This is a genomic window from Marinobacter sp. SS13-12 (genome assembly GCF_030227115.1).
Taxonomy (GTDB): domain Bacteria; phylum Pseudomonadota; class Gammaproteobacteria; order Pseudomonadales; family Oleiphilaceae; genus Marinobacter.
Genome location: NZ_JASSUA010000001.1, coordinates 1,017,352 through 1,043,795 on the forward strand (window position 1 = coordinate 1,017,352; position 26,444 = coordinate 1,043,795).

Below are 26,444 nucleotides of genomic sequence, written 5' to 3' on the forward strand. Positions count from 1 at the left end.
GCAGGGGGCGGGCGCAGTAATGGAGAACAGGCAGTTGAAAAAACAATGGATGGTTGCCGGTGCGGCAGTGCTGGCGGTTGGTGTGGTTGCGCCCTGGGCTGTGGGTTACGTAACCGAGCAGCAGTGGCAGAGCGTGACCACGGAAGTGAATCAGGCTCAGCCACTGTTCCAGCTGGAAACGCGGGATTACAACCGGGGCTACCTGGGTGCTGATTTTACCGGCACCCTTTCGGTTCAGAACCCGGATACCGGCGAAGAGCATGAGTTCGAGTACCAGGCCCGGGTGAGCCATGGTGTTACTGGCAGCTTGCTGGACTTTTCTCCACCCGATGAGCTTGGCTCCGACGTTAACAAAATCTTTCCGGATGAAAAGCCGAAACTGACTCTGGAAACCCGCCTCTGGGGCACGGCAATCGTTGAGCTGTCCGTTCCGGCGATCAGCGTGATCAACGAGGAAACCGGCGAATCCTTTGATATGTCGGAAAGCTACAGCCGCGCCGAAATCAGTGACAATGGCTCCCATGCCGATATTGTCATGCTCTGGCCAGGGGCTGTCATCCGGGCACCAGATCTTCGCATCAGTATCGAAGATTTTCGTTTCGAGCAGACCATGGAGCATCTCACCGGGGGTGTCTGGCTGGGTGACGGCGATATGTCGTTGAGCGGCTTTGAGTTGGCTGCCCGCGACGAGCCCTCGCTCCGGTTTGACGATCTGGCGATCCGCAGCGAGACCTTCACTGAGGATGATGGCGAGAGCCTTGGCTCAGAGACCCTCATGACCCTGGAGACAGTGACCGCAGACGACGAGAGCTTTGGGCCGCATCGCATGGAATTCGTATTCAGCGGCCTGGATGTGCAGAACTGGAATAACCTCACTGAGGCACTGACGGAGATGCAGACGGCTGCCCTGACGGCCCCCGGTGGCGACTCCCGTGCGGTAATGCAGCAACAGATGGAATCCATGAACCGGATCAATCAGGCCCTGTTGGGTCTGGCGGGTGAAGGGTTCTCATTCGGTTTTCCGGAGCTTTCCTTTGCCACGCCATATGGCCCGATTGATGGTGAGATCATGGTGCAACACCCGTCGCTGTCGGATGAGGAGAAGGATCAGATGATGATGGTGATGCAGCGGTTGACCGGCAACCTGGACCTGAGCATGCCACTGGCGCTGGTGGAGCAGTACCCCGAGCTGGGGATGCAGGTAGCACCGCTGATCAAGCAGGGAATGGTGGTGCAGGAGGGGGATCGTGTGCGGGTTCAGGGCAAACTGGAAGACCTTGCCCTGGATATCAATGGAAATCTGATTCCGTTGCCGCCGCTGTTCTGATCTTGCTGTGGACTGCTGCCTGCAGGCAGCAGTCTCCCCCGCCTCTTCTTCAGTCTTTGCCAAACTTCTCTTTCAGTGCCGCTTCCACAGCCGGATCGACAAATTCCGATACATCTCCGCCCAGGGAGGCGATTTCCCGGATAAGGGTGGAGGAGATATAGGACAGGTGGTTGGCCGGTGTCAGGAACACGCTCTCCACTTCCGGTGCCAGGCGGCGGTTCATGTCGGCAAGCTGGAACTCGTATTCGAAGTCGGAGACGGCTCTCAGGCCACGAAGGATAACGGTGGCGCCCTGTTCCCGTACGAAGTCTGCCAGCAGGTTGCTGAAGCCGGTGACGCTGACATTGGGCAGGTGGGCGGTGGCCTGGGCGACCAGGTCGCAGCGCTCCTGGAGGGTCAGCAGCGGTGACTTCTTGGGGTTGTAGGCGATGGCAACGACGACTTCATCGAAGAGGCGGCCGGCACGTTCGATGAGGTCGGTGTGGCCGTTGGTGATCGGGTCAAATGTACCCGGGTAGATGACTTTTGGCATTCGTAGCTCCTTTTCACCACAAGCGGACAGGATAGCAGCCTTCCCGCCTATGATGAACTCAACCTGTGGGCCAGCCTTGTGCTGTTCCTCGCCGCCAGTGCATACACCGACAACTGCGGATTCGCCCCGATGCTGGTGGGGAAGATCGAGGCGTCGTGGATGCTCAGGTTGGGCACCTGGTGGTGCTCACCGAAGCCGTTGACCACGGATTCTTCCGGGTTGCTGCCCATGCCGCAGCCGCCCATCTGGTGGGCGGTGAACAGGCGGACGCGGTGAGGTTCCATGGGAAGCCTGTCGATGCCGACTTTGGCGTCGGCCCAGGAGCTGTACCAGGGGGAGTCCAGGTGCATGAGGCGGACTTTGCGGGCGCCGGCAGCGAACTGGATTTCGGCCATTTTGTAGAAGGCGTCTTTCAGGCCCTGCCAGAGGTAGTCGGTAACGGGGTAGTCCAGTGTCGGGCTGCCATCGTCGCGAAGACTGACAGTGCCGCCGGGGCTGTCGGGATGAAAGCCGTCCCGCAGCAGGGCGATGACGGAGTTCATGCGGGGCAGTTTCGAGAGATCATTGACCTGCTGTTTGCCATGGCCGGGGACCACGCCGGCGGACATGGCCGGGTGCAGGGGTGGCACTTCCAGCTTGAACCCGGCGGGGCCTTCGACCCCCTGGGAGAAATTGAATTCATCCGAGTAGATCGACTGGGGCGCACCATAGTAGGGCTCGACGGTGTGCGGCATTTCTGCCACTGTGGCGTTAACCGGGTGCAGAAAGGTGCGTTTGCCGATGCGGTCGTGGGGGTCGGGGATATCGGAGCGTAACAGCAGGCCGGGGGAGCCGATGGCGCTGGCGGCGACGACGAAATGCTTCGCTTTCAGTGTCACGGTGATGCCGGAAGGCGTTACACCGTCCGCAGCCATGGCAGAGGCCTGCAAGTGGTCGATCCGGTCCTGTTTCATCACCAGCTTGTCAGCCCTCAGGCCATGGAACAGGTGTGCGTTATTGTCCAGGGCACCGGGGATAGTGGTGGTCAGCGCCCCCTGCTTGGCGTTGGTGGGGCAGCCCACGCCACAATAGCCCAGGTTCCAGCAGCCTTTGACGTTGCGTGGAATCACTTCCCAGGACCAGCCCAGGGCCTCACAGCCCTGGCGCAGGATGTCGTTATTGACGTTGGGGTCGGTTACCCAGGGTTCGATATTGTGCCGCTGCTCGCGGCTATCGAACCAGGGTCTCATGGCCGCAGGGCTGAGATCATCCAGCCCGAACCGGCTGGCCCAATGGTTGAGGGTCGGCTCCGGCGTGCGGAAGCTCGAGGTCCAGTTCACCGTGGTGGAGCCCCCCACACAGCGGCCCTGCAGAATGGCAATGGCACCGTCACTGGTAACCCGGCTCATACCTTCCTGATAAAGGGAGGCATAGGCGTCCAGCTCATTCATCTTGAAATCTTTCTGGTAATAAAGCCGGCCTTCCTCAACAAGAATCACCGACAACCCGGCCCTGGCCAGTATCTCCGCCGTGGTGCCACCACCGGCACCGGTGCCGATGATCACCACATCCGCTTCCTGGGTCTGGTTCTGTGACAGAGTGGCGCCGTCGGTGACCTTCCAGCCAGCTTCGAGCCCACGGGCGATACGATCCGTTAATGACATTGCAATACTCCGATACGCAGGTGGGTCGTTCAGGCGTTGTTCTTGAACTGGGGCAGGGCGTCCACAGCAAATGTGGGAGGCCCGGGATACCCGGAAAGATGCCAATGGTCCGGATGGCCATAAAACGCCACATTGCTGACCTTGGTCAGCGCAATATAGCCGTTGTTGAACAGGCCAATGCCACTGGTACGCCAGCGCTCGAGGAAGGCATGGGCGCTTTCCCTGCTGACGTTCTCCCAACTGGACCAGACCCGCGCCACCGTTACCCGCGTCAGCCCGAAGTTGAGCAGATCAAACAGACCGCGAAGTTCCTTCTGATTGGCCGGACCAAACTGGTGAATGCCGGCATCGATACGCTCAATGGTGGCCTGAATCTGCTGCCGCCGCACAACCGGCTCCTCGGGCAGCCCCGGCCCGACCATGGCCGGCAACAGGGCCTCGAACAGCACAATGTCGTCACGGGTCAGGAACCGGAACTCATAGCTCTGGTCCATCGCCCCCGGCATCGGATAGTCCCGCCCCGCCGGCGCGGTCGCACACCCGGACAAACCGGCCGTTACACTCACCGTGCCCAGAAACATCGCACCACCAAGCCCCGTCCGAAGAAAACTCCGGCGGTCCATGGCAGCAGTGGGGGATTCCGTTTGCACGGAATGAGGAATCACATCAGACATAACCACTCTCTTGTTTTTATTGTCTTTTCTTTCTTGCCAGGCAGCTCGAAGCTAGCAGGAACCGGAGGGAACGACCGTCCGGGACCCTAAAAAACAAGGATGTTTTTTAGGAGCCTACATGGACGTATTCACGACGTGTCCCGGACGGTCGTTCTCTCCGGTTCCCAGCACCCAAGCTATCAGGCGTTGGGAGAAATTACCGAATAAACAGTTTATATACCATCTTGTGCGCCGCCGTACCGTGAGGCGCATACACAAACTTGCCACTATTGAACTTCTGCTTGCTGAATATTGCCCGATGATGGGAGAAGGTCAGGAAACCCTCCTTGCCGTGATAATGGCCCATACCGGAATCGCCCACGCCACCAAATGGCAAATCGTCCTGGGCAACATGCATCAGCGCATCATTGATACACATGCCACCGGAATGGGTATTGTCGACCACATGCTCCTGCATCGACTTGTCATAACCGAAGAAATACAACGCCAGCGGGCGCGGACGGTCATTGATGTAATGAATGGCCTCATCGAGCTTGCCATAACTGACCACCGGCAGAATCGGCCCGAAAATCTCATCCTGCATGATCTTCATGTCCGGCGTGGTATTCAGTGCCAGTGTAATCGGCATCTTGCGAGTGCCATCCTTCATGTTCTCACTGGCCGGATTGATCTCAACCAGCTCTGCGCCCTTCTCCCGTGCATCGTCAAGATACCCTTGCAGCCGTGCGTATTGGCGCTCATTGATAATCGCTGTGTAATCGTCATTGTCCCGCAGGCTCGGGTACATTTTGGCAAACTGGTTACGGTACTCATCCACAAACGCCTGCACACGGTCCGCCGGGCACAGCACATAGTCCGGTGCCACACAGGTCTGGCCCGCATTCAAGGCCTTGCCGAAGGCAATGCGCTGGGCGGCATCCTCCATGGGCACATCCGGGGAAACGATGGCCGGTGACTTGCCGCCCAGTTCCAGGGTGACCGGTGTCAGATTTTCCGCCGCCGCGCGCATCACCAGCTTGCCCACCGACGTGGAACCGGTAAACAGCAGGTGGTCAAAGGGCCGGCTGGAGAAGTCGGCCGCCACGTCGGCCTCACCGTTAATCACACTGACCAGGTCCTCCGGGAACGCCGACTCGATGATCTCCCGGAACAGGGCAGAGGTATGGGGGGTGTATTCGGACATCTTGATCATGGTGCGGTTGCCTGCCGCCAATGACGCCACCAGCGGGCCGACCGCCAGATACAGCGGGTAGTTCCAGGGCACGATCACCCCCACAACGCCCTTGGGCTGGTAGTGCACACGATTGCTGGCCGGTTGGAACAACACCGACACATGCCGCTTGGACGGCTTCATCCAGCCTTCAAGATTTTTCAGGGCGTAGTTGATGCCCTGAATCGATGGCATTACCTCGGCAATCAGGGATTCATCCTTTGAGCGACAGCTGAAATCCCGATCAATGGCGTCCAGCAATTTGTCCTGGTTGGTCATCAACACACGCTTTAGCCGTTTCAGATTCTCCTTGCGCTCGGTCAACGACGGCATCGGGTTGTTGCGGAATGCCTTCTTCTGATCGTCGAACACCCGGTGGGTATGCTGGATCTGTTTCTTGCTTTCGGTCAGCTGGACAACGGTGGCAACCATATCGCTCTCTCCTCGCGACGCCGGGCTCGTGGCCGGGCCGTCTTGTTCATTGTCAACGGCCCTGTTGGTCGGGCCGGAAATAGCATTGGCGAAAAAGTATTCAGTTTGCGCTTGGGGCTATTATTAGAGTATATACTCTAGTGAGTCAAGGCGACCGGATGGCGAATCGGGCCATCCCACATACAACAACGCATTGCAGAGCCTATGAAAACCCGAGACAAGATTCTTCTTTCGAGCCTGGAGCTTTTTAACGAAAGGGGAGAGCGCAATATCACCACCAATCACATTGCCGCTCACCTGGCGATCTCGCCAGGCAACCTCTATTACCACTTTCGCAACAAGTCCGACATCATCTACGAGATTTTTCTCGAGTATGAAAAGTTGGTGGACTTCTACCTGGATATCCCGGAAGACCGGCCTATCACCCTGGAAGACCTGACGTTCTATCTTGAGTCGGTGTTTGACGGGCTCTGGAGCTACCGCTTCTTTCACCGCGACCTGGAATACCTGCTCGACAGTGACCGTCGCCTGCGGCAGGACTACCGCGAATTCACCAATCGTTGCCTGGTAGCGATCAGCCGGATTTTCGAGAAGCTGGCAGACGCCGGGATTATCCAGCCCCAGCCTGAAGAGCTGCGTTCGGCGATGTCACTGAACGTATGGCTGGTCATCACCAACTGGATGGCGTTCCTGAAAACTGCCCATGCCCTTGAGGAGTCCACCAGCCTGACCCTGACGGAGTTGAAGCAGGGTATCTATCAGGTGTTGACGCTGGAAATCCCTTATCTGACCGCGGATTATCGGGACCAGGTGATGGCGTTGCGGGAAAAATATCGCCCCTGTCTGCCAGAGTCGGCCGACGCTTGAGGTGACACTTCTCGATAGCGTCGGAGATTGCGGAACTTTTGATCAACTGGCGTGTCACTAATTACGACATCGGGAATTCGGACATTCACGGTGTCGCCTGAGTGAGTTCTCAGGTTTTAGCACGTCGCAAACCCTGACGTTTCACCGGCCTGTCATGCAGGCCGGTTTTTTTATTGCCTTTATCCCTCGAAAAAAGCTCTACATGGCATCCTTGTCAACGCATTTTAATTCCCCTAGACTTGTATATGTTACCGGTAACATATGCCGGCACAAAAACAATCAGGAGATACCAATATGTTCCCGACAAGGCTCGCAACCGGTTTGCTGTCAGCCTCCCTGGCTTTCAATGCTTTTGCTGCTGATTTCAACTTCAAGCTTCAGTCTTCAGACCCTTCCGGTGTCAAGAACTTCGAGATCCAACAGGCCTGGGCCGATCGCGTGGAAGCGATGACCGGTGGCCGCGTTGAAATTGACCTGTTGCCCGTGGGCAGTGTGGTCAGTCATACCGAAACCCTCGGTGCCATGAAAATGGGCGTTCTGGACGGTCATATCTCGGTGACCGGGTATTTTTCCGGCAAAGACCCGGCATTCGGACTGATCGGCAACACGGTCGGTGCCTGGTCCAGTCCTGATCAGCTTATTGATTACATCAATTACGGCGGTGGCTATGAGCTGATGAATGAGCTGTATCAGCCGTACGGCGTTAAGTTTGTCGGCGGCGGTGGCACCGGACTTGAATCCTTCGTGTCGAAGAAGCCGCTGGATGGCGTGGAGGATCTTGAAGGGCTGAAAATGCGTGCGCCGGAGGGGCTGGTGCAGTCGGTATTTGCGGCTGCTGGCGCCTCACCGGTGAACCTGCCGGGTTCCGAGGTTTACACCGCGCTGAGCAAGGGCGTGATTGATGCGGCTGATTACACGGTCTTCTCCACCAACCACGAAGCAGGTCTCAACGACATTGCCGCCCACCCGGTCTATCCGGGGTTCCATTCCCTGCCACTCATCGAAATTGCCATGGACCTCAAGGAATGGGAGAAGCTGCCAGAGGACATCCAGTCCATCATGACAGTTTCTGCCAGGGACTTCGCCCAGGACATCAGCACGCAACTGGCAATGGCGGACAGGGAAGCGGTGAATGAAGCACGTGCCAATCCGGACATCACCATTCACGACTGGTCCGCCGAGGAACGTCGTAAGTTCCGTGCCATTGCCCGCGACCAGTGGAAAGCTTACGCCGAACAGTCGCCCAACGCCGGGAAGGTTTACCAGTCGGTGACCGGCTACCTCGAGTCCCAGGGCCTCCTTTAAACAAGTAGCCGCTTCCCTCGATATCAGCCTTCGGGTACCTGTCCGGTACCCGGAGCGAGGAGTTCGTTATGTCTGTTGAAGAAAATACATCCGGTCAGGGCGCTGGCCCCGAGGGTGGGGTTGTCCTGCCTGACAAGGACGAAGACGTGGGCTTTACCTGGCTGGACCGGGCTATCGTCTGGCTGGGCAAGAAACTGAGCCTGGTATTTGCGTTGATCGTGCTGGTGTCTTTCTACGAGATCATCCGGCGCTACGTATTCGATGCTCCAACACTCTGGGTGCACGAAACCGTCACCTTTGCGGGAGCCACGCTGTTCGTGATTGGCGGGCTTTATGCGCTGGCGACTGATCGGCACGTTCGCATCGTGCTGATTTACGATGCGGTTTCGCCCCGTGTCCAGCGCTGGCTGCGGGTGGTACATCATCTGCTGGGCCTCGCTTTTTCCGCCATGCTGCTGTTTGCCAGTTGGTCGATGACCAAGGGCGCGGTTCTGGCCCCCTGGGGTGACATTCGCCTGGAAACCTCCGGCTCGGCCTGGAATCCGCCGTTCCCCGCGCTGCTCAAGGTGATCATCCTCGTTGCAGTGGCCACCATGACGCTCCAGTTTGTGTTGCACCTTATCCGCGATCTTCGTGGCAAGGGAGATAACTAATGTTTGAACTTGCCTCCATGGGTATTGGTTACGGCAGCCTGTTGATGCTGGTCATGCTGATTGTCCTGTTGCTGACCGGTATGCAGCTGGCATTTGCCACCGGCCTGGTTGCTCTTGTTTTCGCACTGGGCTGGTTCGGCCCGGATGCCTTGCCTATTGTCAGCAGTCGCCTTTACAGCTTTATCGGCAACTATGTGTTCCTGGCCGTGCCCATGTTCGTATTAATGGCGTCGCTGCTGGACCATTCCGGTATTGCCAAAGACCTGTTCGATGCCATGGCTCGCCTGGGGCGCAAACTTCGCGGTGGCGTAGCCGTCCAGACGCTGGTTGTAGCCGTGATCCTGGCTTCCATGTCCGGTGTCATTGGCGGCGAAACGGTGTTGCTGGGCATCCTGGCACTGCCGCAGATGCTGCGCCTGGGGTACGACCGTAAACTGGCTATTGGCACCACCTGTGCTGGCGGCGCACTTGGCACCATGCTGCCACCCAGTATCGTGCTGATTATTTACGGGTTGACCGCCAACGTATCCATTGGTGACCTGTTCAAGGGTGCCTTCCTGCCTGCGCTGATCCTGGCGCTGCTCTATATGGGGTATGTATTGATCCGGGTCTGGCTGAACCCGAAGATGGCACCGCTCCCTTCGGATCAGGATGCGCCCGAAACGCCGATGCCGAACTTCTTCAAGGCGCTGCTGTTTCCCCTGTTGTCGGTGGTTGTGGTACTGGGCAGTATCTATGGTGGCGTGGCGTCGGTAACGGAAGCCTCCGCCCTGGGTGTGATGGGGATTGCCATCAGTACCTGGATTCGCGGTGAGCTGTCCCTTGCCATGGTACGTAAGGCGACCATCAGCACACTGCGGGTGTGCGGCATGATCATCTGGATCGGTATCGGTGCAACGGCGCTGGTCGGCGTCTACAACCTTATGGGCGGTATCGATTTCGTCCGCGACATGGTCTTCGCTGTCAGTGGTGGCCATGGACTGACCACGATCCTGTTCATGATGTTGATACTGCTGATCCTGGGCATGTTCCTGGACTGGGTTGGTGTTGCGCTGCTGACCATGCCCATCTTCGTACCGATTGTGACAGAGCTGGGCTACAGTCCGATCTGGTTCGGGGTGGTGTTCTGCATGAACATGCAGGTGTCCTTCCTGTCGCCTCCATTTGGCCCTGCCGCCTTCTATCTCAAGACCGTGACGCCGAAAGACATTTCCCTGGGCGAGATTTTCCATGCCCTGTTGCCGTTTATCGCGCTCCAGGTGGTGGCTCTGGGTCTGCTGATCGCCTTCCCCCAGTTGGCTCTATGGTGGCAGTGACATGAGTGACGTAAACAATGTGCGTGAGACGAGGGGAACAAAGGTGCCCAAAGTCGTTGTAATGGGTGTGTCCGGGTGCGGCAAGAGCGTCACCGGAACCCTGCTGGCGAGCGAGTTGGGGGTTCCGTTCTACGATGCGGACGATTATCACAGTCGCGCCAACGTTGAAAAAATGGCGGCTGGTATTCCGCTGACCGATGCGGACCGCCTCGGCTGGCTGGATGACCTGGCGAAGCTGATGCGAAGGGAGGAGGGCGGGCTGGTTCTGGCCTGTTCGGCCCTTAAACGTGCCTACCGCGAGCGCTTGCGGAATGGCAACCCACAAGCTTGCTTTGTCTATCTCAAGGGGGATTTTGAAACCATTTGGGCGCGGCATTCCAGGCGCACGGACCATTACTTCAATGGCCGCGCGATGCTGGAGAGCCAGTTTCAGCTATTGGAAGAGCCAGGGGCGGATGAAAATGCCGTTGTCGTCGATGTATCCGGCACGCCGGAACAGGTGATCGGCCACTGCCTGGCCCGGCTCGGGTATGATAGACACCTTTGACCATTTTGGAGCAGTAGATGGTAAAGAATAAACGCCCCACGTTGCAGGATATTGCAGACCGGGTTGGTGCCACCAAGATGACGGTCAGTCGTTGTCTGCGTGGCGCCGACAATGTCTCCGAGCCCATGCGGGAGCGAATCTTTGCCGAGGCGGAAGTGCTGGGGTACATCCCCAACCGCGCGCCGGACCTGCTTTCCAGGTCCACCAGCCATGCCATCGGTGTCCTGCTTCCGTCCCTGACCAACCAGGTGTTTGCGGATGTCATCAAGGGCGTGGAATCGGTCACCGAGCCTGCCGGTTATCACCTGATGCTGTCCCACTACGGGTACAGCCCCGAGATCGAGGAACGCAGCCTGTCTTCCCTGTTGTCGTACAACGTGGACGGTGTGATTCTCTCCGAAAGCCAGCACACCGAGCGTACGCTGCGGATGCTGCAGACCGCCGGGGTGCCAACGGTGGAAATCATGGACACGCATTCGGCGCCGTTCGAGCAGGCTGTCGGGTTTGACAACGTCAGCGCCGCCCGGGACATGGTGCGGGAAATGATCCGGCTCGGGCGAAGGCGGGTGGTCTATCTTGCGGTGCGGCTGGATGCCCGTACTCTGCAGCGCCAGGAAGGGTACAGTCAGGCCATGGATGAGGAAGGGCTGACACCGGTAACCCTGCGCAGCGAACAGCGTTCCTCTTTCAGTGTCGGCGCCACCCTGATGGCGAGAATACTGGAGGAGAACCCCGACACCGACGGCATCTTCTGCACCAACGACGACGTTGCCATCGGTGCGTTTTTCGAATGCCAGCGCCGGGGTATCCCGGTGCCGGAGCGGATCGCGATTGCCGGCTTTCATGGTCATGACGTTGGCCGCGTCATGGTGCCGCCACTGGCAAGCGTGATCACGCCACGGGAAGCGGTGGGGCAGCGAGCCGCCGAAGAGTTGCTTGCTCGCCTGGGTGGTGCCGGCATCAGCCAGCAGCGTATCGACCTGGGTTACCGGATAGAGCGTGGAGGCACCCTTTAGCCATTAGCCGTCGGTTTCCAGCCAGGCCGTCAGCGCCTCACGACACTCCTCAACTCCCCGCTTTGACGTTGCCGAGAACATGACCAGGTGTTCCAGGCATTGAAACGCTTCCAGCTTTTTGGCGATGCCCATCATGGCCGTCTTGGCCTGCCCGAATTTCAGTTTGTCGGCCTTGGTGGCCAGAATCATCAATGGAAGCTTGTTATGTTCGCACCATTCCACCATCATTTGGTCGAAATCGGTCAGCGGGTGCCGGATATCCATGACCAGAATCAGCCCCCGCAGGCAGCGGCGGTCGTTCAGGTAGTGGCCGAGGTGCTTCTGCCAGTCGTCTTTCATGTCCCGTGAGACCTTGGCATAGCCATAACCGGGCAAGTCCACCAGCCGGCAGTTTTCCCGGTTGAGGGAAAAGAAGTTGATCAGGCGGGTGCGCCCGGGGGTTTTGCTGGTTCGGGCCAGTTTGCCATTGGTGGTAATGCAATTGATGGCGCTGGACTTGCCCGCGTTCGAGCGGCCGGCAAAGGCGACTTCAGCGCCATGGTCGGGAGGGCATTCCTCCAGGCGCGAGGCGCTGGTCAGGAAGCGGGCGCTGTTAAAAGAGATGCTTTTTTGAGTCAGGTCAGATGACACGGGTGTTGATATTCCTATTGGATTTCAGTTGTCAGGGATTAATGTATAATGCTACACCAAATCCGGGCAGCACGCTGCGCGTTGCTGCTGATCAGCCCCGGTTTGTGCCTTTCTGGCCAGTGCCTGCCGGCTGCATAACGAAGAATACTTTTGGATGAGAGAAGCGGAGCGAGCATGAAAAAACTGATCGCAGGAGTTGTTCTCGGTGTTGGCCTCACAGCGATGGCTCACGGGGCAGGAGATCCTGAAGCAGGCGAAGCAAATGCAGCGGTGTGTGCCGGGTGTCATGGCGAAGGCGGAGCAAAGCCGGTGATGGCTGTGTACCCGAAGCTTTCGGGCATTGGAGAAAAATACCTTTACCAGCAGCTGGTGCTGATCAAGGACAAGGAGCGCGAAATTCCGGAGATGACGGGTCTGCTGGATAGCATGTCCGATCAGGACTTGCAGGACCTTGCCGCGTACTTCAATGAGCAGGACATTGGTATTGCCCAGGCCAACCCTGATCTGGTGGATGAAGGGCAGGCGCTCTACCGCGGCGGCAACATGGCCTCTGGTGTTCCGGCCTGCGCCGGATGCCACAGCCCCCGGGGCATTGGTAACGAACCGGCGGGCTACCCCAGGCTCAGCGGTCAGACTGCCGAATATGTTGGCAAGCAGCTCAAGGCCTACCGTGACGGCGATCGCGATGGCGGCCGTAACGCCACAATCATGATGGACGTTGCAGCCAAATTGACCGACGCCGAGATCGAAGCAGTGGCCAGTTACGTTTCCGGCCTTAACTGATCGGTTCCGGTTATTCCGAAACCCCGCTCTGGCGGGGTTTTTTATTGGTTGCCACTCTTTAATCCCTGCCCGGTGGAACTTTTCAGGTCTGCTGGGTCATAATCCTCTTGAATCGTTCAACTTGATAACCGGAGATAATGAATGATCACAATAGTCCGGAACGCCGCATTGTCCATTCTGGCCATGTCCTTCGTGGTTCAGGCCAGCGCTGCCACCTGGGAAGAGGGCAAGCATTACCAGGAACTGGATAACCCGGTCAGAACGGCCAGTGACAGTGGTATCGAGGTGGCTGAAGTGTTCTGGTATGGCTGCCCTCATTGCTATACCTTCAAGCCCCTGATTGAAAGCTGGGTTGAGAACAGCCCTGAATACGTCAATTACGTGAACATACCCGCTGCCCTGGGTAAATCCTGGGAGCCCCATGCCAAGGCATTTTACGCCTTGCAGACGATGGGCGAGCTGGACAAGGTGCATGATGCCCTGTTTGAGGCATTGGCGGGGGAGCGTCGCCCGCTCAACTCAGGTGAAGCCCTGGCAGACTTCGTGGCTGATCACGGTGTCGATGGCGAAGAATTCCTCAAGAATTACAACAGCTTTGGCGTGAATGCCAAAATGCAGCAGGCTCAGGCCAAAATTCGCGGTGCGCGAGTGACCGGTACACCGACTATGATAGTTAATGGTAAGTATCGGATCACCGCCTCAATGGCCGGTGGCCATGAAGCGGTACTGGAGGTTGTTGATTACCTGGTTGAAAAGGAACGCGAAGGCCAGGACCAGTAAATGCCCGGGCCCGGTTATTACTTTTAACCGGGCCGTGCCCTGATTCAGAGCTGCCATCACAATGTATAACCGTATTCGCAAGCAGCTGAATGGTATTCTCAAGACAACGAATGGTCCCCGCGGGACCTGTTCTGGTGATGCGCACGTTCCTGAATTTGAGGCCCATCGCCATATCCGGCTGCTGACGTTTAATATCCAGGTCGGCATCAATACCTCCTCTTACCGTCACTACCTTACCCGCAGCTGGCAGCACTTTCTCCCCCATAGCAAGCGAAACCAGAATCTGGATCGCATTGCCACGCTGCTCAGCAACTACGATGTGATCGCGCTGCAGGAATGCGACGGCGGCAGCCTGCGCAGTGGTTATATCAATCAGGTGCAGTACCTGGCCGAGGCGTCGGGCATCCCCTACTGGCATCAACAGCTCAATCGCAACCTGGGGCAGCTGGCTCAGCACAGTAATGGCCTGCTCAGTCGTTTTCGGCCTCTGGATGTTACCGAGCACCGGTTGCCGGGGCTGATTCCGGGGCGGGGGGCTATCGTTGCCCGCTACGGGGTGAAGGAAGATCCGCTGGTGCTGGTGATGATGCATCTGTCCCTGAGCAAGGCGGCCCAGCAGCGTCAACTGGCCTACATTCAGGAGTTGATTTCCGAGTACCAGCACGTGGTTCTGATGGGTGATCTCAACAATCACGCGGAAGAGCTGCTCAACAATACCCCGTTGAAGCACTCCAATCTGGTCCCTCTGCCGAATACTGCTCACAGCTTCCCGAGCTGGCGCCCGGAGCGGGCGCTGGATCATATCCTGGTGAGCCCGAGCCTGGAGATACGGCGCGCTGAGGTTGTCAGTTACCCGGTGTCGGATCACCTGCCGATCGCTATGGACATCAGGCTGCCAAAGGGCTACCTGGAAACCTTCTAGCATTTTTTGTCCTGGCGACAGGCATAAAAAAACCCGGCCGTGGCCGGGTTTTTTGTGGTCGCCATGATCTTACTTGATCTTGGCTTCCTTATACGCAACGTGCTTGCGGACAACCGGATCGTACTTTTTGATCTCGATTTTTTCCGGGGTGTTACGCTTGTTCTTGTTGGTCGTGTAGAAGTGACCAGTACCTGCTGATGAAACCAGCTTGATTTTCTCGCGCATGATGCGGCTCCTTAAAATTTCTCGCCGCGGGCACGAAGATCGGCCAGCACAGCGTCAATGCCTTTTTTGTCGATAACACGCATACCCTTGGTGGATACGCGCAGCTTTACGAAGCGCTTCTCTGATTCAACCCAGAAGCGATGGTTCTGCAGGTTGGGCAGAAAACGACGACGTGAGTGGTTCATCGCGTGAGAAACGTTGTTACCGGTGACCGGCCGCTTACCGGTAACCTGACAGACTCTGGACATACTTGCCTCCGACCTGAGCTTTGGTCCTGAAAATGCGTATTTGATTCGTTTAATTGCGTCTCTGGTCGCTACCTGCGCCGCAAAATTGCACGCTGCCCGCCAGACGCCGCCAGTAAAGGGACGCTTTTATACCAGAACTGCTGCCCCAACGCAAAAAATTGTTGGGAATTTGGCCAGTTTTCCGGTGGAATCCGGGCCGCCTTACATCAGCCCCCGTTCAGCCAGAGATATTACCTCACCATGGCCGACAACCATATGGTCAAGAACCCTGATATCCACCAGGCCCAACGCTTCCTTCAGCCGTCTGGTCAGGGAAATATCGGCCTGGCTGGGTTCTGCCACGCCGGAGGGATGATTATGGGCGAATATGACTGCCGCCGCATTGAACTCCAGGGCCTGCCTGACCACCTCCCTGGGATAGACCGCAGCGCCGTCTATGGTGCCCCGGAACAGTTCCCGGTATTGAATCACCCGGTGACGATTGTCGAGGAAGAGCCCCGAGAATACCTCATGGGGGTAAGTGCCAAGCCGGCTGCACAGAAAGCGGCGGGTGTCCTCCGGCGAGCGTAACGGGTCACCCTGGCGCAGAGGCTCATCCATCACCCGGCGGGCCATTTCCATGGCCGCCTGTACCTGGGCGTATTTTGCCGTACCCAGCCCTTTCACGTCGCAGAATTGCCGCCTGGAGGCCGTCATCAGACCCCGCAGGCCGCCGAAATTCTCTGTTAAATGACGGGCCAGTGCCATAACCGGCATGCCGGGAGTGCCGGTGCGTAGAAAAATCGCCAGCAGTTCGGCATCGGACAGGCTTCCGGCACCGTGGGCCATCAGTCGTTCCCGTGGGCGTTCGTCGCATGGCCAGTCGATATTGGGCATGAGTTGAGTCCTTTCCATGGTTGTTTGCGCTTCCTGCGCTTGCACGTGCAGGAGAATTCTACCACGCCGGACAGGCTGCCGGCAGCGCTCTGGCATGGTATCTTATAAGCCTTTCATTTTGTGATGGATACGGAGCCGTTATGGCCGCTAAACGAATCCTGTTGGGTGTGACCGGTGGTATTGCTGCCTATAAGAGTGCGGAGCTGGTCCGGCTGTTGAAAAAATCCGGCCATGAGGTACGGGTGGTAATGACCCGGGGTGCCGAGGCCTTTGTCACACCGCTGACCTTCCAGGCGCTCAGCGGCGAGCCGGTCCGGACGTCTCTGCTGGATCCGGAAGCGGAGTCCGGCATGGGGCACATAGAGCTGGCGAAATGGGCGGATCAGGTTGTGATTGCACCTGCTTCTGCCGATTTCATCGCCCGCCTGGCCCAGGGTATGGCGGATGATTTGCTGACCACCCTGTGTTGCGCCACTGAAGCACCGATTGCCGTGGCCCCGGCAATGAACCAGGCAATGTGGAGTAATGGCCGCACCCAGCGCAATATTGCTTTGCTGGAATCGGACCCGCAGGTCAGCCTCTGGGGCCCGGATCAGGGCGCGCAGGCCTGTGGTGATACAGGCCCGGGCAGAATGCTGGAACCTTCGGCACTGCATGACCTGGTTGCCGGCACCGCCTTCGGCGTGCTGACCGGGAAGCGTGTGGTCATTACCGCGGGGCCCACCCGTGAGCCCATCGATCCGGTGCGTTACATCAGCAATCACAGTTCCGGCAAAATGGGTTATGCCCTCGCTGCCGCTGCCCGGGCAGCCGGTGCAGAGGTGATTCTGGTCAGTGGCCCGGTGTCCTTGGTCGCACCTGCCGGTGTGGAGGTTCGCGGCGCGGTGACCGCACAGGATATGCTGGACGAGGCCGGCAGGGCAGTCGACGAAGGCTGTGATCTGTTTATTGCCACCGCGGCGGTAGCCGACTATCGGCCGGACACCTGCGCCGGTGACAAGATCAAGAAATCGAACGAAAATATGAGCCTGTCACTGGTGCGCAACCCTGATACCCTCGCAACCATAGCTGCCCGGGGCGATGCCCCGTTTACCGTTGGCTTCGCGGCAGAAACTCGCGACGTTGAGCACTACGCCCTCGACAAACTGACACGGAAAAAGCTCAATATGATCGTGGCGAACGACGTCTCGGCGCCGGGGATCGGATTCAATAGTGACAACAATGCCGTTACCGTCTTCTGGCCCCAGGGGCGTGAGGCGATTGGCCCCGGCCCGAAGGCTGTCCTTGCACAGCGGCTGATTGCCCTGATTGCAGACCAACTCACTGAAAAGGCTGGCCCGACCGGCGCTTTCTGACAAGGAATATCGATGACCCGCAAAACTTTTCAGGTACGCATTCTGGATGACCGGATTGGCAATACGGTGCCTTTCCCCCACTACGCCACCGAAGGCTCAGCCGGCCTGGATCTGCGTGCCTGCCTTGATTCGCCTCTTACCCTGAAGCCGGGCCAGACTGAACTGATCAAAACCGGCCTCTCAATACATATCGCCGACCCGTCGCTGGCGGCAATGATTCTTCCCCGCAGCGGACTGGGGCACAAGCATGGCATTGTCCTGGGCAACCTGGTGGGCCTGATTGACTCGGATTACCAGGGCGAGCTGATGGTGTCCTGCTGGAATCGCGGGCAAACCGAATTCACCGTTGAGGTGGGTGAGCGCATTGCCCAACTGGTTCTGGTGCCCGTGGTACAGGCAGACTTTGAGGTGGTGTCTTCGTTTGATGCCAGCCTGCGCGGTGACGGTGGGTTCGGCTCAACAGGTACGCGCTGAGGCTGCAGGCGCAGAACCGTGTTCAGGGTCTATACTTCCCTGATAAATGAAGAATCCGGGCGAAAAAATACCTTCAGGATGGACTATGAAGCTTGGCAAAAAGAAGAACTCTGACGAGGCTGCACCTGACAAGAATCCAGACAGGAAATCGGCAAAAAAACAGAGCAAAGACAAGAAATCGGCAAATGGCCCGCGTCATAAACGGCTAAGTTCTGTTTCTGTCAGCCAGGCTCTGGTTGTTGTCTTAGCGGGGGCGATATCGGCTGCCCTGCTTTATTTTCTGTTTGCCGCTCCTTCCGAGGCCCGTCGCTATGACATGCAGGCCGCCCTGGAGGCCGACACGGCTGCGGTCAGGATTAACCAACAGCTTTCGCTGCTTCAGTCTGCGGTGGAGGGCATAGCCGCCCAGGATCATGTGCGGGCTGCACTGCGTGGTGAGGCATCCACTGAAGAGACGGCTGCGGATCTTGTCGGGACCTTGCCGGCGATCGAGGCGGTGTACCTGTTTGCTTATGGGGAGATTCCCCGCAGTGCCAGCGAACCTACCCTGGGTTTTGCCGGCCTGGATCTTGCCCGGCGGGCGGAAACCGGCCAGAGGCTCTATCCGGATGCCTTCCCGCGGGACGGGCAATGGTACCTGCAGATGGCCGCCCCGGTTCGCAACCCCCAGAGCCGTGCTGTTGTCGGCAGTGTGCTGGTGGTTTTCAGTACCGCGCAGTTGCAACCACTGATGACGGGCATCAACCAGGAACTGGGCGGGCAGTTCTCGCTGATACAGTCCGTTAACGGTTCGAACCGCACCATTGTGAGTCAGGGTAGCGGCAATGGTCCGGTCCAGACCCGTGAGCTCACCAACCCGGACTGGGAGCTCCAGTACCGGCCCGCCTCAGCCCCGGCTCCGCTGTTCAACAGCACGCTGGCGATAATCCTTGCGCTGGTTCCTGCGGTGATTGCAGCGATTGTGGTCTGGCTGCTCCTGGGTAGTGCCCAGAGAGGGCTGCGGCAGGATGTTACCGTGCTGATCCAGTGGGCCCACAAGGTATTTGGTGGCGAAAGGATAAAACCACCCACGCTGAAGTGGGACATGGTGGCGTCGACCGCTGAAGTGCTTCACCGGCTTTCCCAGGTGGTGGAAAAACGTGTGGCCAAGGCCGGCGAATCGGCGCGTCCGAAGCCGGGCAGTGGCGGGCAGGCGACAAAGCCCGCCGCCGACGAGCCACTGTTCCAGGACAAGGATATGCTCGATATCGATATGCTGGACGGTGACGACGACGTACTGGGGTTTGGTGGTTCCGGTGGCGCGGAAGACACGCCGGACGTAGAAGAGGTGCAATTACCGGAAGCAGAGGTTTCCGACACCATATTCCGGGCTTACGACATCCGCGGCATTGTTGATGAAACCCTGACGCCCGATATCGTAACGGTCATCGGGCGCGCCATAGGCAGTGAGGCCATAGCGCGCGGCATGGACAGCCTGTGTATCGGCTACGATGGCCGTCATTCCAGCCCCGAACTGGCCGACGCCCTGGCCAGGGGGGTCATGGCGACCGGATGCAATGTCGTTCACGTAGGCGCGGTGCCAACCCCCGTGCTCTATTTTGCCACCCATGAACTGGGTACCGGTTCCGGCGTCATGGTCACCGGCAGCCACAACCCGGCCAACTACAACGGCCTTAAAATCATGCTGGGGGGCGAAACCCTGTCCGGTGACGCCATCCAGAAACTGTTGCAGCGAATCCGTACCGGTGATTTCGCCAGCGGTCATGGCAGCCAGTCTTCGGAAGATGTGCGCCGTGCGTACCTGGATCGCATCGTTGGTGATATTGCGGTGGCCGCTCCCCTCAAGGTGGTGCTGGATGCCGGCAATGGCATTGCCGGTGAACTCGGGCCGCTGCTGATCGAAGAGCTGGGCTGTGAGGTAATTCCACTTCACTGCGACGTGGATGGCAACTTCCCCAATCATCATCCCGACCCGGGCAAGCCCGAAAACCTGGTAGATCTGATCGAGCGTGTGAAGGCCGAAGGCGCAGACATCGGCCTTGCCTTCGACGGCGATGGCGACCGCCTGGGTGTGGTGACCAACACCGGCAAGATCATCTGGCCCGACCGGCTGCTGATGCTCTTTGCCCGGGATGTGGTATCACGTAATCCGGGTGCCGACGTGCTTTACGACGTGAAATGCAGCCGCCGTCTGGCCGGGGTGATTTCCGAGGCGGGTGGACGGCCGATCATGTGGAAATCCGGCCACTCCCTGATGAAAGCGAAGATGAAGGAAACGGGAGCCCTGTTGGCCGGCGAGATGAGTGGCCATATCTTCTTCGGTGAGCGCTGGTATGGCTTTGACGATGGCCTGTACTCGGCTGCCAGGCTGCTGGAAATCCTGGGTATCGAGGACCGTCATTGTGATGAGGTCTTTGAGGATTTTCCCGAGGACATCAGTACGCCGGAGCTGAATGTGGCTGTATCGGAAGACACCAAGTTCGCGTTAATGGAGCGCCTGGGCAAGGAAGGCAACTTTGGTGAGGCGAACATCAGCACGATTGACGGTATTCGTGTGGAATATACCGATGGCTGGGGCCTGTGCCGTGCTTCCAATACCACACCGGCGCTGGTCCTTCGTTTTGAGGCAGAGACGGAGCAAGCTCTGGAGCGCATCAAGGCCGTTTTCCGGGAACAGCTACAGAAAGTGGCGCCGGATCTTGTCGCGGATTTCTGACGGCTCTGGAATAATCGCAAAACCCATGATGAGATTTCTGACCAACAAGGCAATGTGAATGGCTCTGGATCGTGAAACAGCAATGCAGGTGTCGGCAGTACTGAGTAAGGGCCTGCCCTATATTCAGCGGTTTACCGGCAAAACAGTCGTGATCAAATACGGCGGCAACGCCATGGAAAACGAGGAGCTGAAAAGCAGCTTCGCCCGGGATGTAGTGCTGATGAAGCTCGTGGGGATCAATCCCATTGTGGTCCACGGCGGCGGGCCACAGATAGGCGAGTTGCTGGAGCGCCTCAACATCAAGTCCAACTTCGTGAACGGCATGCGGGTCACCGACAGCCAGACCATGGACGTGGTGGAAATGGTGCTGGGCGGCCAGGTGAACAAGCAGATTGTTTCCCTGATCAATTCACACGGCGGCACCGCCGTGGGCCTGACGGGCAAGGATGCGAATCTGATCCGCGCCCGCAAGCTGGAAGTCATGAACCGCTCTCCCGAACTCGAGCGCCCGGAAATCATCGATATTGGCCATGTGGGCGAAGTGGACAGCGTCAACGTCGACGTTATTGAAATGCTCACCCGCAGCAATGTGATTCCGGTGATTGCACCTATTGGTGTTGGCCCCGACGGCGCGTCTTACAACATCAACGCAGATCTGGTGGCGGGTAAGGTGGCTGAAGCCATGAAGGCTGAAAAGCTGATCCTGCTGACCAACGTCTCGGGCCTCAAGAGCAAGGACGGCAAGGTACTGACCGGATTGACAGCGAAACAGGTCAACGAACTGATCGAAGACGGCACCATCCACGGTGGCATGCTGCCGAAGATTCGCTGCGCCCTGAGTGCGGTGGAGAACGGCGTTCGTACCTCCCATATCATTGATGGCCGTGTGGCCCATGCCACGTTGCTGGAGATCTTCACGGATGAAGGTGTGGGTACGCTGATATCCCGTAACTGATGACGCCCGAGAGGAACGATTCATGAAGCGCCTGTTCACCTTTCTGGTTGTCCTGGCCCTGATCGGCTACCTGTCATTCAAAGGTGCGGTCTGGTGGCTGGCGGATCAGCGGCTTGCCGAGGCCCGCAAGGCAGTGGAAGACGCCGGTGTGATTGACCGGGGTGAGATCCGTTCCGGTATTGAGGGTCGGCTGGTGCTGGGTAACGGCGGTTATCAGCACTTCCGCCTGACCCAACCCGTTGAGTTTGACCGTTTGATGTTTGACGCCGGCTCCCCACTGGCGCTGCTAAGCGCGTTGCTGGATCCGGCAGATCTTCCAGGACACTGGTCCCTGCAAGCGGAAAATCTGCGCCTGAAACTGGATACCAACATGTTCCGCAACTGGGTGACTGCCGGCAGTGAGGTGACTCCGGCGCTGTTTTCTCCGGTTTGCGGTCCCGACCATCGTCAGCACCTGGGGAGCGGTGACCTGCTTCGGCTGGGGATCTCCGGGGTGTCTGGTGAAGCGCTGGTTATCCAGCGTGTGGACGGTGTTTACGGTGAACTGACAACTGTCAATGCCGGCAGCGTAGACGTGGACTGGCCAGGGGCAAGGCTCAATCCGCTGGACCTGCCCGGCATTGCGGAGTCCACCACCTCGGCAATGACGGTGACGCTGCGTGACGGCGGCCTGATGCGCCGGGTGGCAGCCTATTGTTCCCGGGAATCCGGAGTAGAGACCGGCGAATGGACCAGCATTGTTATGGATGCCTTCAGCGAAGCGCTCAGGGCCCGTGGTTTCAGTGCCAGTGACCAGCTGCTGGCACTGTATCGACAGTGGCTGACCGAAGGTGGTGAGCTGACCCTGGATGTGGATCCGTCGGCCCCGGTGTGGGGTGTGCCCGTGAGGGGCGGCGGGGAAGCGGAAGGCGCCAGTCTGGATGTCCGCTATAACCGCTCGCAAGTGCCGGACGTCTATCTGACCAGCGTGGAACCGGAATTGCCGGAGCGGCCGGACGCCATGCTGGAGCCGGTAGTCACCGATGGGGGTATGGATGGCAGCGCCGACATTGTCGCCGGTTGGAACGTCAGGGACAAAGACGATGCTGAATCCTGGATCGGACAGACGGTGAGAGTCACCCTGGAGAATGGTAACGTTGTAGAAGGCCGCCTGGTGAGTGTCGGCGACTCGCGGATGGAAATCGCGCGGCTGACCGATGGTGGCGAGGTTGCCTATCCCCTTGCCATTCGACTGATTGCAACTTTTGAGGTCTGGCGTCGCGGCCAGACCCGCTAGCCCGGAGACGGGGCGGAGATTTATCTATGTCCGGATCCACACAACATTTGCCTGGCGTTCGCGAGATGCTGACGAAGCTGATCTCTCAGCCCTCAATCAGCAGTGCCTCTGCAGAATGGGACCAGAGCAACGAGCCGGTGGTGCGCACCCTGGCCGAATGGCTGGAGCCCATGGGCTTTAACGTCGAGCTGCTTGAAGTTCCGGGTATGCCCGGCAAATACAACATGATCGCCACCCTCGGCAGCGGCCCCGGTGGCCTGGTGCTCTCCGGTCACACGGATACCGTGCCCTATGACGACAAACGCTGGCAGAGTGACCCGTTTACCCTGACCGAGCGGGACGACCGCTGGTACGGTCTGGGCACCTGTGACATGAAAGGTTTTTTCCCGCTGGCCATCGAAGCGGCGCGGGCCTTTGTGGATGAGGAACTGAAGCAGCCGCTGATCATCCTTGCCACTGCCGACGAAGAAAGCTCCATGAACGGCGCCCGCGCGCTCGCCGAAGCCGGCCGCCCCAAGGCCCGCTATGCCGTTATTGGCGAGCCTACCGGCCTCAAACCCGTGCGCATGCACAAGGGCATCATGATGGAGCGGCTGGTATTCGAAGGCCAATCCGGCCACTCCTCAGACCCCTCCCTGGGCCGCAATGCCATGGAAGGCATGCACGAGGCACTCGGCGAACTGCTGGCCCTGCGTTCGGGTTGGCAGGCACAGTACAGCAACCCCAATTTCAAGGTGCAGGTGCCCACCATGAACCTGGGCTGCATTCACGGCGGCGACAACCCCAACCGCATTTGTGGCCGTTGCGAGTTGCACTTTGACCTGCGGCCGTTGCCGGGCATGGACATGAATGCATTGCGCCAGGAGATTCTCCACAAGCTGCAGCCGCTGGCGAAAAAGCGTGAGCTCTCGATGGAGTTCGAGCCATTGTTTGACGGCGTACCACCCTTCGAAACCCCGGCCGACGCCCAACTGGTCCGGGCCTGCGAAAAACTCACAGGCCACACGGCAGAGGCGGTAGCTTTTGCCACTGAAGCCCCCTGGTTACAGAAACTGGGATTGGAAACCCTGGTCATGGGCCCCGGCTATATCGACCAGGCCCACCAACCGGACGAGTTTCTGGAGCTGTCACAACTGGACCCGGCTGTAAGAATCCTCAAGGGACTCATCAAAGAATTCTGCCTTTAACGCTCGCAGGAGAAGAGTTTGAAATCGAACGAATGGTTGCATGGATTCCGCCACTCATCGCCTTATATAAACGCTCACCGTGGTCGCACAGTGGTGTTGACCATTGGGGGCGATGCGATTGCTCATGGCAACCTGATCAATATCATTCATGACATAGCATTGCTCAGTAGCTTAGGTATCAAGCTGGTGGTAGCTTTTGGTGCCAGGCCACAGATTCAAACGCGATTGGATGACGCCAGTGAGGAATCCAACTTTCACCGTGGGTTGCGGGTAACGCCAGAGCAGCAATTACCGCTGGTGCTGGAGGCAATCGGTGGTTTGCGGGCGTTTCTGGAAAGCCGGCTCTCCATGGGGCTGGTGAATTCGCCCATGCATAATGCCCGGATACGGGTAAGTAGTGGTAATTACGTTACTGCCAGGCCTGTGGGAGTGCTGGATGGCATTGATTTTGGTCATACAGGCCGGGTGCGTCGGGTGGATGTGGCCGGCATCGAGAAGCTGCTGGAGCTCGGGCATATTGTGCTGTTGCCGCCGCTCGGTTATTCGCCTACGGGGGATGCGTTCAACCTGTCCTACGAAGATGTCGGGGGCCAGGTCGCCGCTGCATTGCAGGCCGAGAAGCTGATCATGTATACCGAGAATCAGGGGTTGCTGGATGATGACGGCCAGCTGATGCGGGAACTGTCTGCCCGGCAGGCCTCCGACCGGCTGGCGGCCGGCATGGTCCATGGACACGACGGCGATCTGTTGCGGGCGGCCTGTGATGCCTGTGTGAGGGGCGTGCGCAGGGCCCATATCATCAGCTATGCCGATGATGGTGCATTGCTGGAAGAGCTGTTCACCCGTGATGGCTCCGGCACCCTGGTCAGCAGTGACAACTATGAGCAGATCCGCCAGGCCCGGGTGGAGGATATCGGCGGTATCCTGGAGCTGATCCAGCCGCTTGAGGAACAGGGCATCCTGGTTCGTCGCTCACGGGAAATGCTGGAGACGGAAATTGGCAGCTTTGTGGTGGCCGAGCGGGACGGCACGATTGTGGGGTGTGCGGCGCTTTATCACTACCCGGATGAAAGCGCCGGTGAGCTGTCCTGTTTCGCGGTGGACCAGGCCTATCGCCGGGCAGGTCGCGGAGACGAGATTCTGGCGATGATCGAGAAGCTGGCGAAGGGGCAGGGTATCCAGCGGCTGTTCGCACTCACCACCCAGACCGAGCACTGGTTCCGGGAGCGCGGTTTTCAGCCATCGACCGTGCGTGAGCTGCCCGGGCTCAAGCTGGCGTCATACAATGCCCAGCGTAATTCAAAGGTTTTCGTGAAAGTGCTGGCGTAGCTGGGCGAGGATTTTCAGGCGCTCGTCCTGTGGCTGTTCGGAGAGGCGCTCCACCGCCGCATAGAAGGCTCTGAAATCACCATCCTGCTCCCGCAGTAGTTGCCGGAAGGCGGGCACATGCTGGTTGTACTGGCTGAACAGGGCGAGGTTGGCGTTGTTCAGCTCCGCCGGATCCTCTCCGAAGGGGCCGGGTTGATCCCAGTCGGCTGACAATGCCCGATAGTTGTCCCCGAGTGTCTGGAATATCCGCGCCTTTTGCTGTCGAAGCCTGGCGGTGGTCAGTGTGTCCTGCTGCCTGTAGAGTGCCTCCAGTTGCCCGGAAGCGGTCTCAACCAGGGTGAGCGTCTGGTTGCGTTGGCGCAGGCGCGCCAGGGCTCGCTGGAAGCCCTGGTCGTCACCCTGCTGATCCAGCCACAATCGCAGGCCTTCCAGTTCCACTGCAGTTGCAAAGCTCTCATTGAAGGCCGTATCGTCGTTGATGTAAACCACGCGGTGGGCCAGTTCGTGGAACATGAGGGCGACCATGCGGTTGTCGGGTAGAGAGGTGAAGCCGGTATGCAGAGGGTCATCAAACCAGCCCAGGGTAGAGTAGGCAGTGACACCACCGATAAAGGTATCGTAGCCCCTGGCAAGGAATGACTGTTCCTCCTTTTTCGCCTTCTCCAACTGGTAATACCCCCGGTAGGCCTGGCAGCCAACGACCGGATAGCACCAGCGATGGGCCTCGAGGGAAAATTCCGGCGCCGCCACCAGGTTGACGACAACCCACGGGCGTCCAAGTTCGGCATAGCTGGAAAAGGCATCGCCGACCGGCAGTGCAAGCCGGTTTGCGGCAAATCTGCGAGCCTCGTGTGCCACGCTGAGTTTCTGCTGCAGAGCTGTCGGCGTTGATGGCGCGTCGAGCAATTGCGACACCGGTTGCGTGGACATCATCAGTGACAGGTGGCCACTGACTGCCTGGCTGTAATAGCCTAATGTCGTACACCCGGAAAGTGTCGTTATCAGTAGCATAACAAGATATATCTGACTAAGCTGTGTCATGGTTCAGGCTGTTATTTTGTTGCTGGCTGGCGAGTGGGTCAGGGGTTATATTACAGCTATGTTCCCCCAAGTAGCAGGCGGCTGTCGCTGCCTTTCAGGGATACCGGCCGGTGATCGGAACAGTT

26 protein-coding genes are annotated in these 26,444 nt (G+C 58.5%); 17 read left to right on the top strand and 9 right to left on the bottom strand.

The genetic code is table 11. From position 1 onward, the window contains the following. The first annotated feature begins 34 nt into the window (after window positions 1-34). Window positions 35-1,327, top strand: a complete 1,293-nt coding sequence (locus tag QPL94_RS04620) for a DUF945 family protein (RefSeq protein ID WP_285355829.1) — start codon at window positions 35-37, stop codon at window positions 1,325-1,327. A gap of 49 nt (window positions 1,328-1,376) precedes the next feature. Here QPL94_RS04620 and coaD read toward each other — a convergent pair whose 3' ends face one another. From coaD to QPL94_RS04640, 4 genes are all read right to left on the bottom strand, one after another. Further along, complete coding sequence (coaD, locus tag QPL94_RS04625; RefSeq protein ID WP_137436187.1) at window positions 1,377-1,859, bottom strand: pantetheine-phosphate adenylyltransferase; 483 nt, start codon at window positions 1,857-1,859, stop codon at window positions 1,377-1,379. A 47-nt stretch (window positions 1,860-1,906) separates the two neighbouring features. Further along, on the bottom strand, window positions 1,907-3,502 hold the full coding sequence (locus QPL94_RS04630) for a GMC family oxidoreductase (RefSeq protein ID WP_285355831.1): 1,596 nt from the start codon (window positions 3,500-3,502) through the stop codon (window positions 1,907-1,909). A gap of 29 nt (window positions 3,503-3,531) precedes the next feature. After that, window positions 3,532-4,176, bottom strand: a complete 645-nt coding sequence (locus tag QPL94_RS04635) for a hypothetical protein (RefSeq protein ID WP_285355833.1) — start codon at window positions 4,174-4,176, stop codon at window positions 3,532-3,534. 196 nt (window positions 4,177-4,372) lie between these two features. After that, a complete protein-coding gene (locus QPL94_RS04640; RefSeq protein ID WP_285355834.1) occupies window positions 4,373-5,818 on the bottom strand; it encodes a coniferyl aldehyde dehydrogenase in 1,446 nt (481 codons plus the stop codon). Window positions 5,819-6,022: 204 nt separating this feature from the next. Here QPL94_RS04640 and QPL94_RS04645 point away from each other — a divergent pair, with 204 nt between their 5' ends. The 6 genes from QPL94_RS04645 to gntR all read left to right on the top strand — a co-directional run bounded on the left by QPL94_RS04645 (window position 6,023) and on the right by gntR (window position 11,522). Further along, window positions 6,023-6,685 (top strand): TetR/AcrR family transcriptional regulator, encoded by a 663-nt coding sequence (locus QPL94_RS04645; protein ID WP_285355835.1) that lies wholly within the window; start codon window positions 6,023-6,025, stop codon window positions 6,683-6,685. 294 nt (window positions 6,686-6,979) lie between these two features. Then, on the top strand, window positions 6,980-7,990 hold the full coding sequence (locus QPL94_RS04650; protein WP_285355837.1) for a TRAP transporter substrate-binding protein: 1,011 nt from the start codon (window positions 6,980-6,982) through the stop codon (window positions 7,988-7,990). A 68-nt stretch (window positions 7,991-8,058) separates the two neighbouring features. Beyond that, the gene (locus QPL94_RS04655) at window positions 8,059-8,643 is read left to right on the top strand and encodes a TRAP transporter small permease subunit (RefSeq protein WP_285355838.1); all 585 of its coding nucleotides are present in this window, start codon (window positions 8,059-8,061) and stop codon (window positions 8,641-8,643) included. After that, window positions 8,643-9,959: a TRAP transporter large permease gene (locus tag QPL94_RS04660; RefSeq protein ID WP_285355839.1), complete on the top strand. Its 1,317-nt coding sequence runs from the start codon at window positions 8,643-8,645 to the stop codon at window positions 9,957-9,959. The genes QPL94_RS04655 and QPL94_RS04660 overlap by 1 nt, the downstream gene beginning before the upstream one ends. Before the next feature lies 1 nt (window position 9,960). Beyond that, window positions 9,961-10,506 (top strand): gluconokinase, encoded by a 546-nt coding sequence (locus QPL94_RS04665; protein WP_285355841.1) that lies wholly within the window; start codon window positions 9,961-9,963, stop codon window positions 10,504-10,506. Window positions 10,507-10,523: 17 nt separating this feature from the next. Beyond that, complete coding sequence (gene gntR, locus QPL94_RS04670) at window positions 10,524-11,522, top strand: gluconate operon transcriptional repressor GntR (protein ID WP_285355843.1); 999 nt, start codon at window positions 10,524-10,526, stop codon at window positions 11,520-11,522. Between the two features lie 3 nt (window positions 11,523-11,525). Here the strand turns inward: gntR and yihA are convergent, their stop codons facing one another. Further along, the gene (gene yihA / locus QPL94_RS04675) at window positions 11,526-12,152 is read right to left on the bottom strand and encodes a ribosome biogenesis GTP-binding protein YihA/YsxC (RefSeq protein ID WP_285355844.1); all 627 of its coding nucleotides are present in this window, start codon (window positions 12,150-12,152) and stop codon (window positions 11,526-11,528) included. A 174-nt stretch (window positions 12,153-12,326) separates the two neighbouring features. On the opposite strand from yihA, the gene QPL94_RS04680 reads away from it, so the two are divergent. The 3 genes from QPL94_RS04680 (at window position 12,327) to QPL94_RS04690 (ending at window position 14,637) form a co-directional block, all read left to right on the top strand. Further along, the gene (locus tag QPL94_RS04680; protein WP_285355845.1) at window positions 12,327-12,935 is read left to right on the top strand and encodes a c-type cytochrome; all 609 of its coding nucleotides are present in this window, start codon (window positions 12,327-12,329) and stop codon (window positions 12,933-12,935) included. 141 nt (window positions 12,936-13,076) lie between these two features. Then, window positions 13,077-13,715, top strand: coding sequence for a thiol:disulfide interchange protein DsbA/DsbL (locus QPL94_RS04685; protein ID WP_285355847.1), 639 nt, complete (start codon window positions 13,077-13,079; stop codon window positions 13,713-13,715). Between the two features lie 61 nt (window positions 13,716-13,776). Further along, window positions 13,777-14,637, top strand: a complete 861-nt coding sequence (locus tag QPL94_RS04690; RefSeq protein ID WP_285355848.1) for an endonuclease/exonuclease/phosphatase family protein — start codon at window positions 13,777-13,779, stop codon at window positions 14,635-14,637. Between the two features lie 69 nt (window positions 14,638-14,706). Here QPL94_RS04690 and rpmG read toward each other — a convergent pair whose 3' ends face one another. From rpmG to radC, 3 genes are all read right to left on the bottom strand, one after another. Beyond that, window positions 14,707-14,862 (bottom strand): 50S ribosomal protein L33, encoded by a 156-nt coding sequence (rpmG, locus tag QPL94_RS04695; protein ID WP_007153739.1) that lies wholly within the window; start codon window positions 14,860-14,862, stop codon window positions 14,707-14,709. Window positions 14,863-14,873: 11 nt separating this feature from the next. Then, a complete protein-coding gene (gene rpmB, locus QPL94_RS04700; protein ID WP_027829915.1) occupies window positions 14,874-15,110 on the bottom strand; it encodes a 50S ribosomal protein L28 in 237 nt (78 codons plus the stop codon). Between the two features lie 201 nt (window positions 15,111-15,311). Further along, complete coding sequence (gene radC / locus QPL94_RS04705) at window positions 15,312-15,986, bottom strand: RadC family protein (protein WP_285355851.1); 675 nt, start codon at window positions 15,984-15,986, stop codon at window positions 15,312-15,314. A gap of 140 nt (window positions 15,987-16,126) precedes the next feature. On the opposite strand from radC, the gene coaBC reads away from it, so the two are divergent. The 7 genes from coaBC to argA all read left to right on the top strand — a co-directional run bounded on the left by coaBC (window position 16,127) and on the right by argA (window position 25,278). Then, complete coding sequence (coaBC, locus tag QPL94_RS04710) at window positions 16,127-17,341, top strand: bifunctional phosphopantothenoylcysteine decarboxylase/phosphopantothenate--cysteine ligase CoaBC (RefSeq protein WP_285355852.1); 1,215 nt, start codon at window positions 16,127-16,129, stop codon at window positions 17,339-17,341. A 12-nt stretch (window positions 17,342-17,353) separates the two neighbouring features. After that, window positions 17,354-17,815, top strand: a complete 462-nt coding sequence (gene dut, locus QPL94_RS04715) for a dUTP diphosphatase (RefSeq protein WP_285355853.1) — start codon at window positions 17,354-17,356, stop codon at window positions 17,813-17,815. A gap of 85 nt (window positions 17,816-17,900) precedes the next feature. Next, window positions 17,901-20,531: a phosphomannomutase/phosphoglucomutase gene (locus QPL94_RS04720; RefSeq protein ID WP_285355855.1), complete on the top strand. Its 2,631-nt coding sequence runs from the start codon at window positions 17,901-17,903 to the stop codon at window positions 20,529-20,531. Between the two features lie 58 nt (window positions 20,532-20,589). Continuing rightward, on the top strand, window positions 20,590-21,486 hold the full coding sequence (gene argB, locus QPL94_RS04725) for an acetylglutamate kinase (RefSeq protein ID WP_137436172.1): 897 nt from the start codon (window positions 20,590-20,592) through the stop codon (window positions 21,484-21,486). 22 nt (window positions 21,487-21,508) lie between these two features. Next, complete coding sequence (locus QPL94_RS04730) at window positions 21,509-22,762, top strand: LSm family protein (RefSeq protein ID WP_285355856.1); 1,254 nt, start codon at window positions 21,509-21,511, stop codon at window positions 22,760-22,762. Between the two features lie 26 nt (window positions 22,763-22,788). Beyond that, window positions 22,789-23,949, top strand: coding sequence for an acetylornithine deacetylase (gene argE / locus QPL94_RS04735; protein WP_285355857.1), 1,161 nt, complete (start codon window positions 22,789-22,791; stop codon window positions 23,947-23,949). Window positions 23,950-23,967: 18 nt separating this feature from the next. Next, window positions 23,968-25,278, top strand: coding sequence for an amino-acid N-acetyltransferase (gene argA, locus QPL94_RS04740; RefSeq protein WP_285355859.1), 1,311 nt, complete (start codon window positions 23,968-23,970; stop codon window positions 25,276-25,278). Here the strand turns inward: argA and QPL94_RS04745 are convergent. Continuing rightward, window positions 25,249-26,289, bottom strand: coding sequence for an aminopeptidase (locus QPL94_RS04745; RefSeq protein WP_285355860.1), 1,041 nt, complete (start codon window positions 26,287-26,289; stop codon window positions 25,249-25,251). The two genes, argA and QPL94_RS04745, sit on opposite strands and share 30 nt — an antisense overlap. Between the last annotated feature and the right edge of the window lie 155 nt (window positions 26,290-26,444).

Coding starts and splice junctions, on each gene's coding strand:
- coaD (WP_137436187.1), bottom strand. CDS start 1,859: ATGCCAAAAGTCATCTACCCGGGTACATTTGACCCGATCACCAACGGC.
- QPL94_RS04630 (WP_285355831.1), bottom strand. CDS start 3,502: ATGTCATTAACGGATCGTATCGCCCGTGGGCTCGAAGCTGGCTGGAAG.
- QPL94_RS04635 (WP_285355833.1), bottom strand. CDS start 4,176: ATGTCTGATGTGATTCCTCATTCCGTGCAAACGGAATCCCCCACTGCT.
- QPL94_RS04640 (WP_285355834.1), bottom strand. CDS start 5,818: ATGGTTGCCACCGTTGTCCAGCTGACCGAAAGCAAGAAACAGATCCAG.
- QPL94_RS04645 (WP_285355835.1), top strand. CDS start 6,023: ATGAAAACCCGAGACAAGATTCTTCTTTCGAGCCTGGAGCTTTTTAAC.
- QPL94_RS04650 (WP_285355837.1), top strand. CDS start 6,980: ATGTTCCCGACAAGGCTCGCAACCGGTTTGCTGTCAGCCTCCCTGGCT.
- QPL94_RS04655 (WP_285355838.1), top strand. CDS start 8,059: ATGTCTGTTGAAGAAAATACATCCGGTCAGGGCGCTGGCCCCGAGGGT.
- QPL94_RS04660 (WP_285355839.1), top strand. CDS start 8,643: ATGTTTGAACTTGCCTCCATGGGTATTGGTTACGGCAGCCTGTTGATG.
- QPL94_RS04665 (WP_285355841.1), top strand. CDS start 9,961: ATGAGTGACGTAAACAATGTGCGTGAGACGAGGGGAACAAAGGTGCCC.
- gntR (WP_285355843.1), top strand. CDS start 10,524: ATGGTAAAGAATAAACGCCCCACGTTGCAGGATATTGCAGACCGGGTT.
- QPL94_RS04680 (WP_285355845.1), top strand. CDS start 12,327: ATGAAAAAACTGATCGCAGGAGTTGTTCTCGGTGTTGGCCTCACAGCG.
- QPL94_RS04685 (WP_285355847.1), top strand. CDS start 13,077: ATGATCACAATAGTCCGGAACGCCGCATTGTCCATTCTGGCCATGTCC.
- QPL94_RS04690 (WP_285355848.1), top strand. CDS start 13,777: ATGTATAACCGTATTCGCAAGCAGCTGAATGGTATTCTCAAGACAACG.
- rpmG (WP_007153739.1), bottom strand. CDS start 14,862: ATGCGCGAGAAAATCAAGCTGGTTTCATCAGCAGGTACTGGTCACTTC.
- rpmB (WP_027829915.1), bottom strand. CDS start 15,110: ATGTCCAGAGTCTGTCAGGTTACCGGTAAGCGGCCGGTCACCGGTAAC.
- radC (WP_285355851.1), bottom strand. CDS start 15,986: ATGCCCAATATCGACTGGCCATGCGACGAACGCCCACGGGAACGACTG.
- coaBC (WP_285355852.1), top strand. CDS start 16,127: ATGGCCGCTAAACGAATCCTGTTGGGTGTGACCGGTGGTATTGCTGCC.
- dut (WP_285355853.1), top strand. CDS start 17,354: ATGACCCGCAAAACTTTTCAGGTACGCATTCTGGATGACCGGATTGGC.
- QPL94_RS04720 (WP_285355855.1), top strand. CDS start 17,901: ATGAAGCTTGGCAAAAAGAAGAACTCTGACGAGGCTGCACCTGACAAG.
- argB (WP_137436172.1), top strand. CDS start 20,590: ATGGCTCTGGATCGTGAAACAGCAATGCAGGTGTCGGCAGTACTGAGT.
- QPL94_RS04730 (WP_285355856.1), top strand. CDS start 21,509: ATGAAGCGCCTGTTCACCTTTCTGGTTGTCCTGGCCCTGATCGGCTAC.
- argE (WP_285355857.1), top strand. CDS start 22,789: ATGTCCGGATCCACACAACATTTGCCTGGCGTTCGCGAGATGCTGACG.
- QPL94_RS04745 (WP_285355860.1), bottom strand. CDS start 26,289: ATGCTACTGATAACGACACTTTCCGGGTGTACGACATTAGGCTATTAC.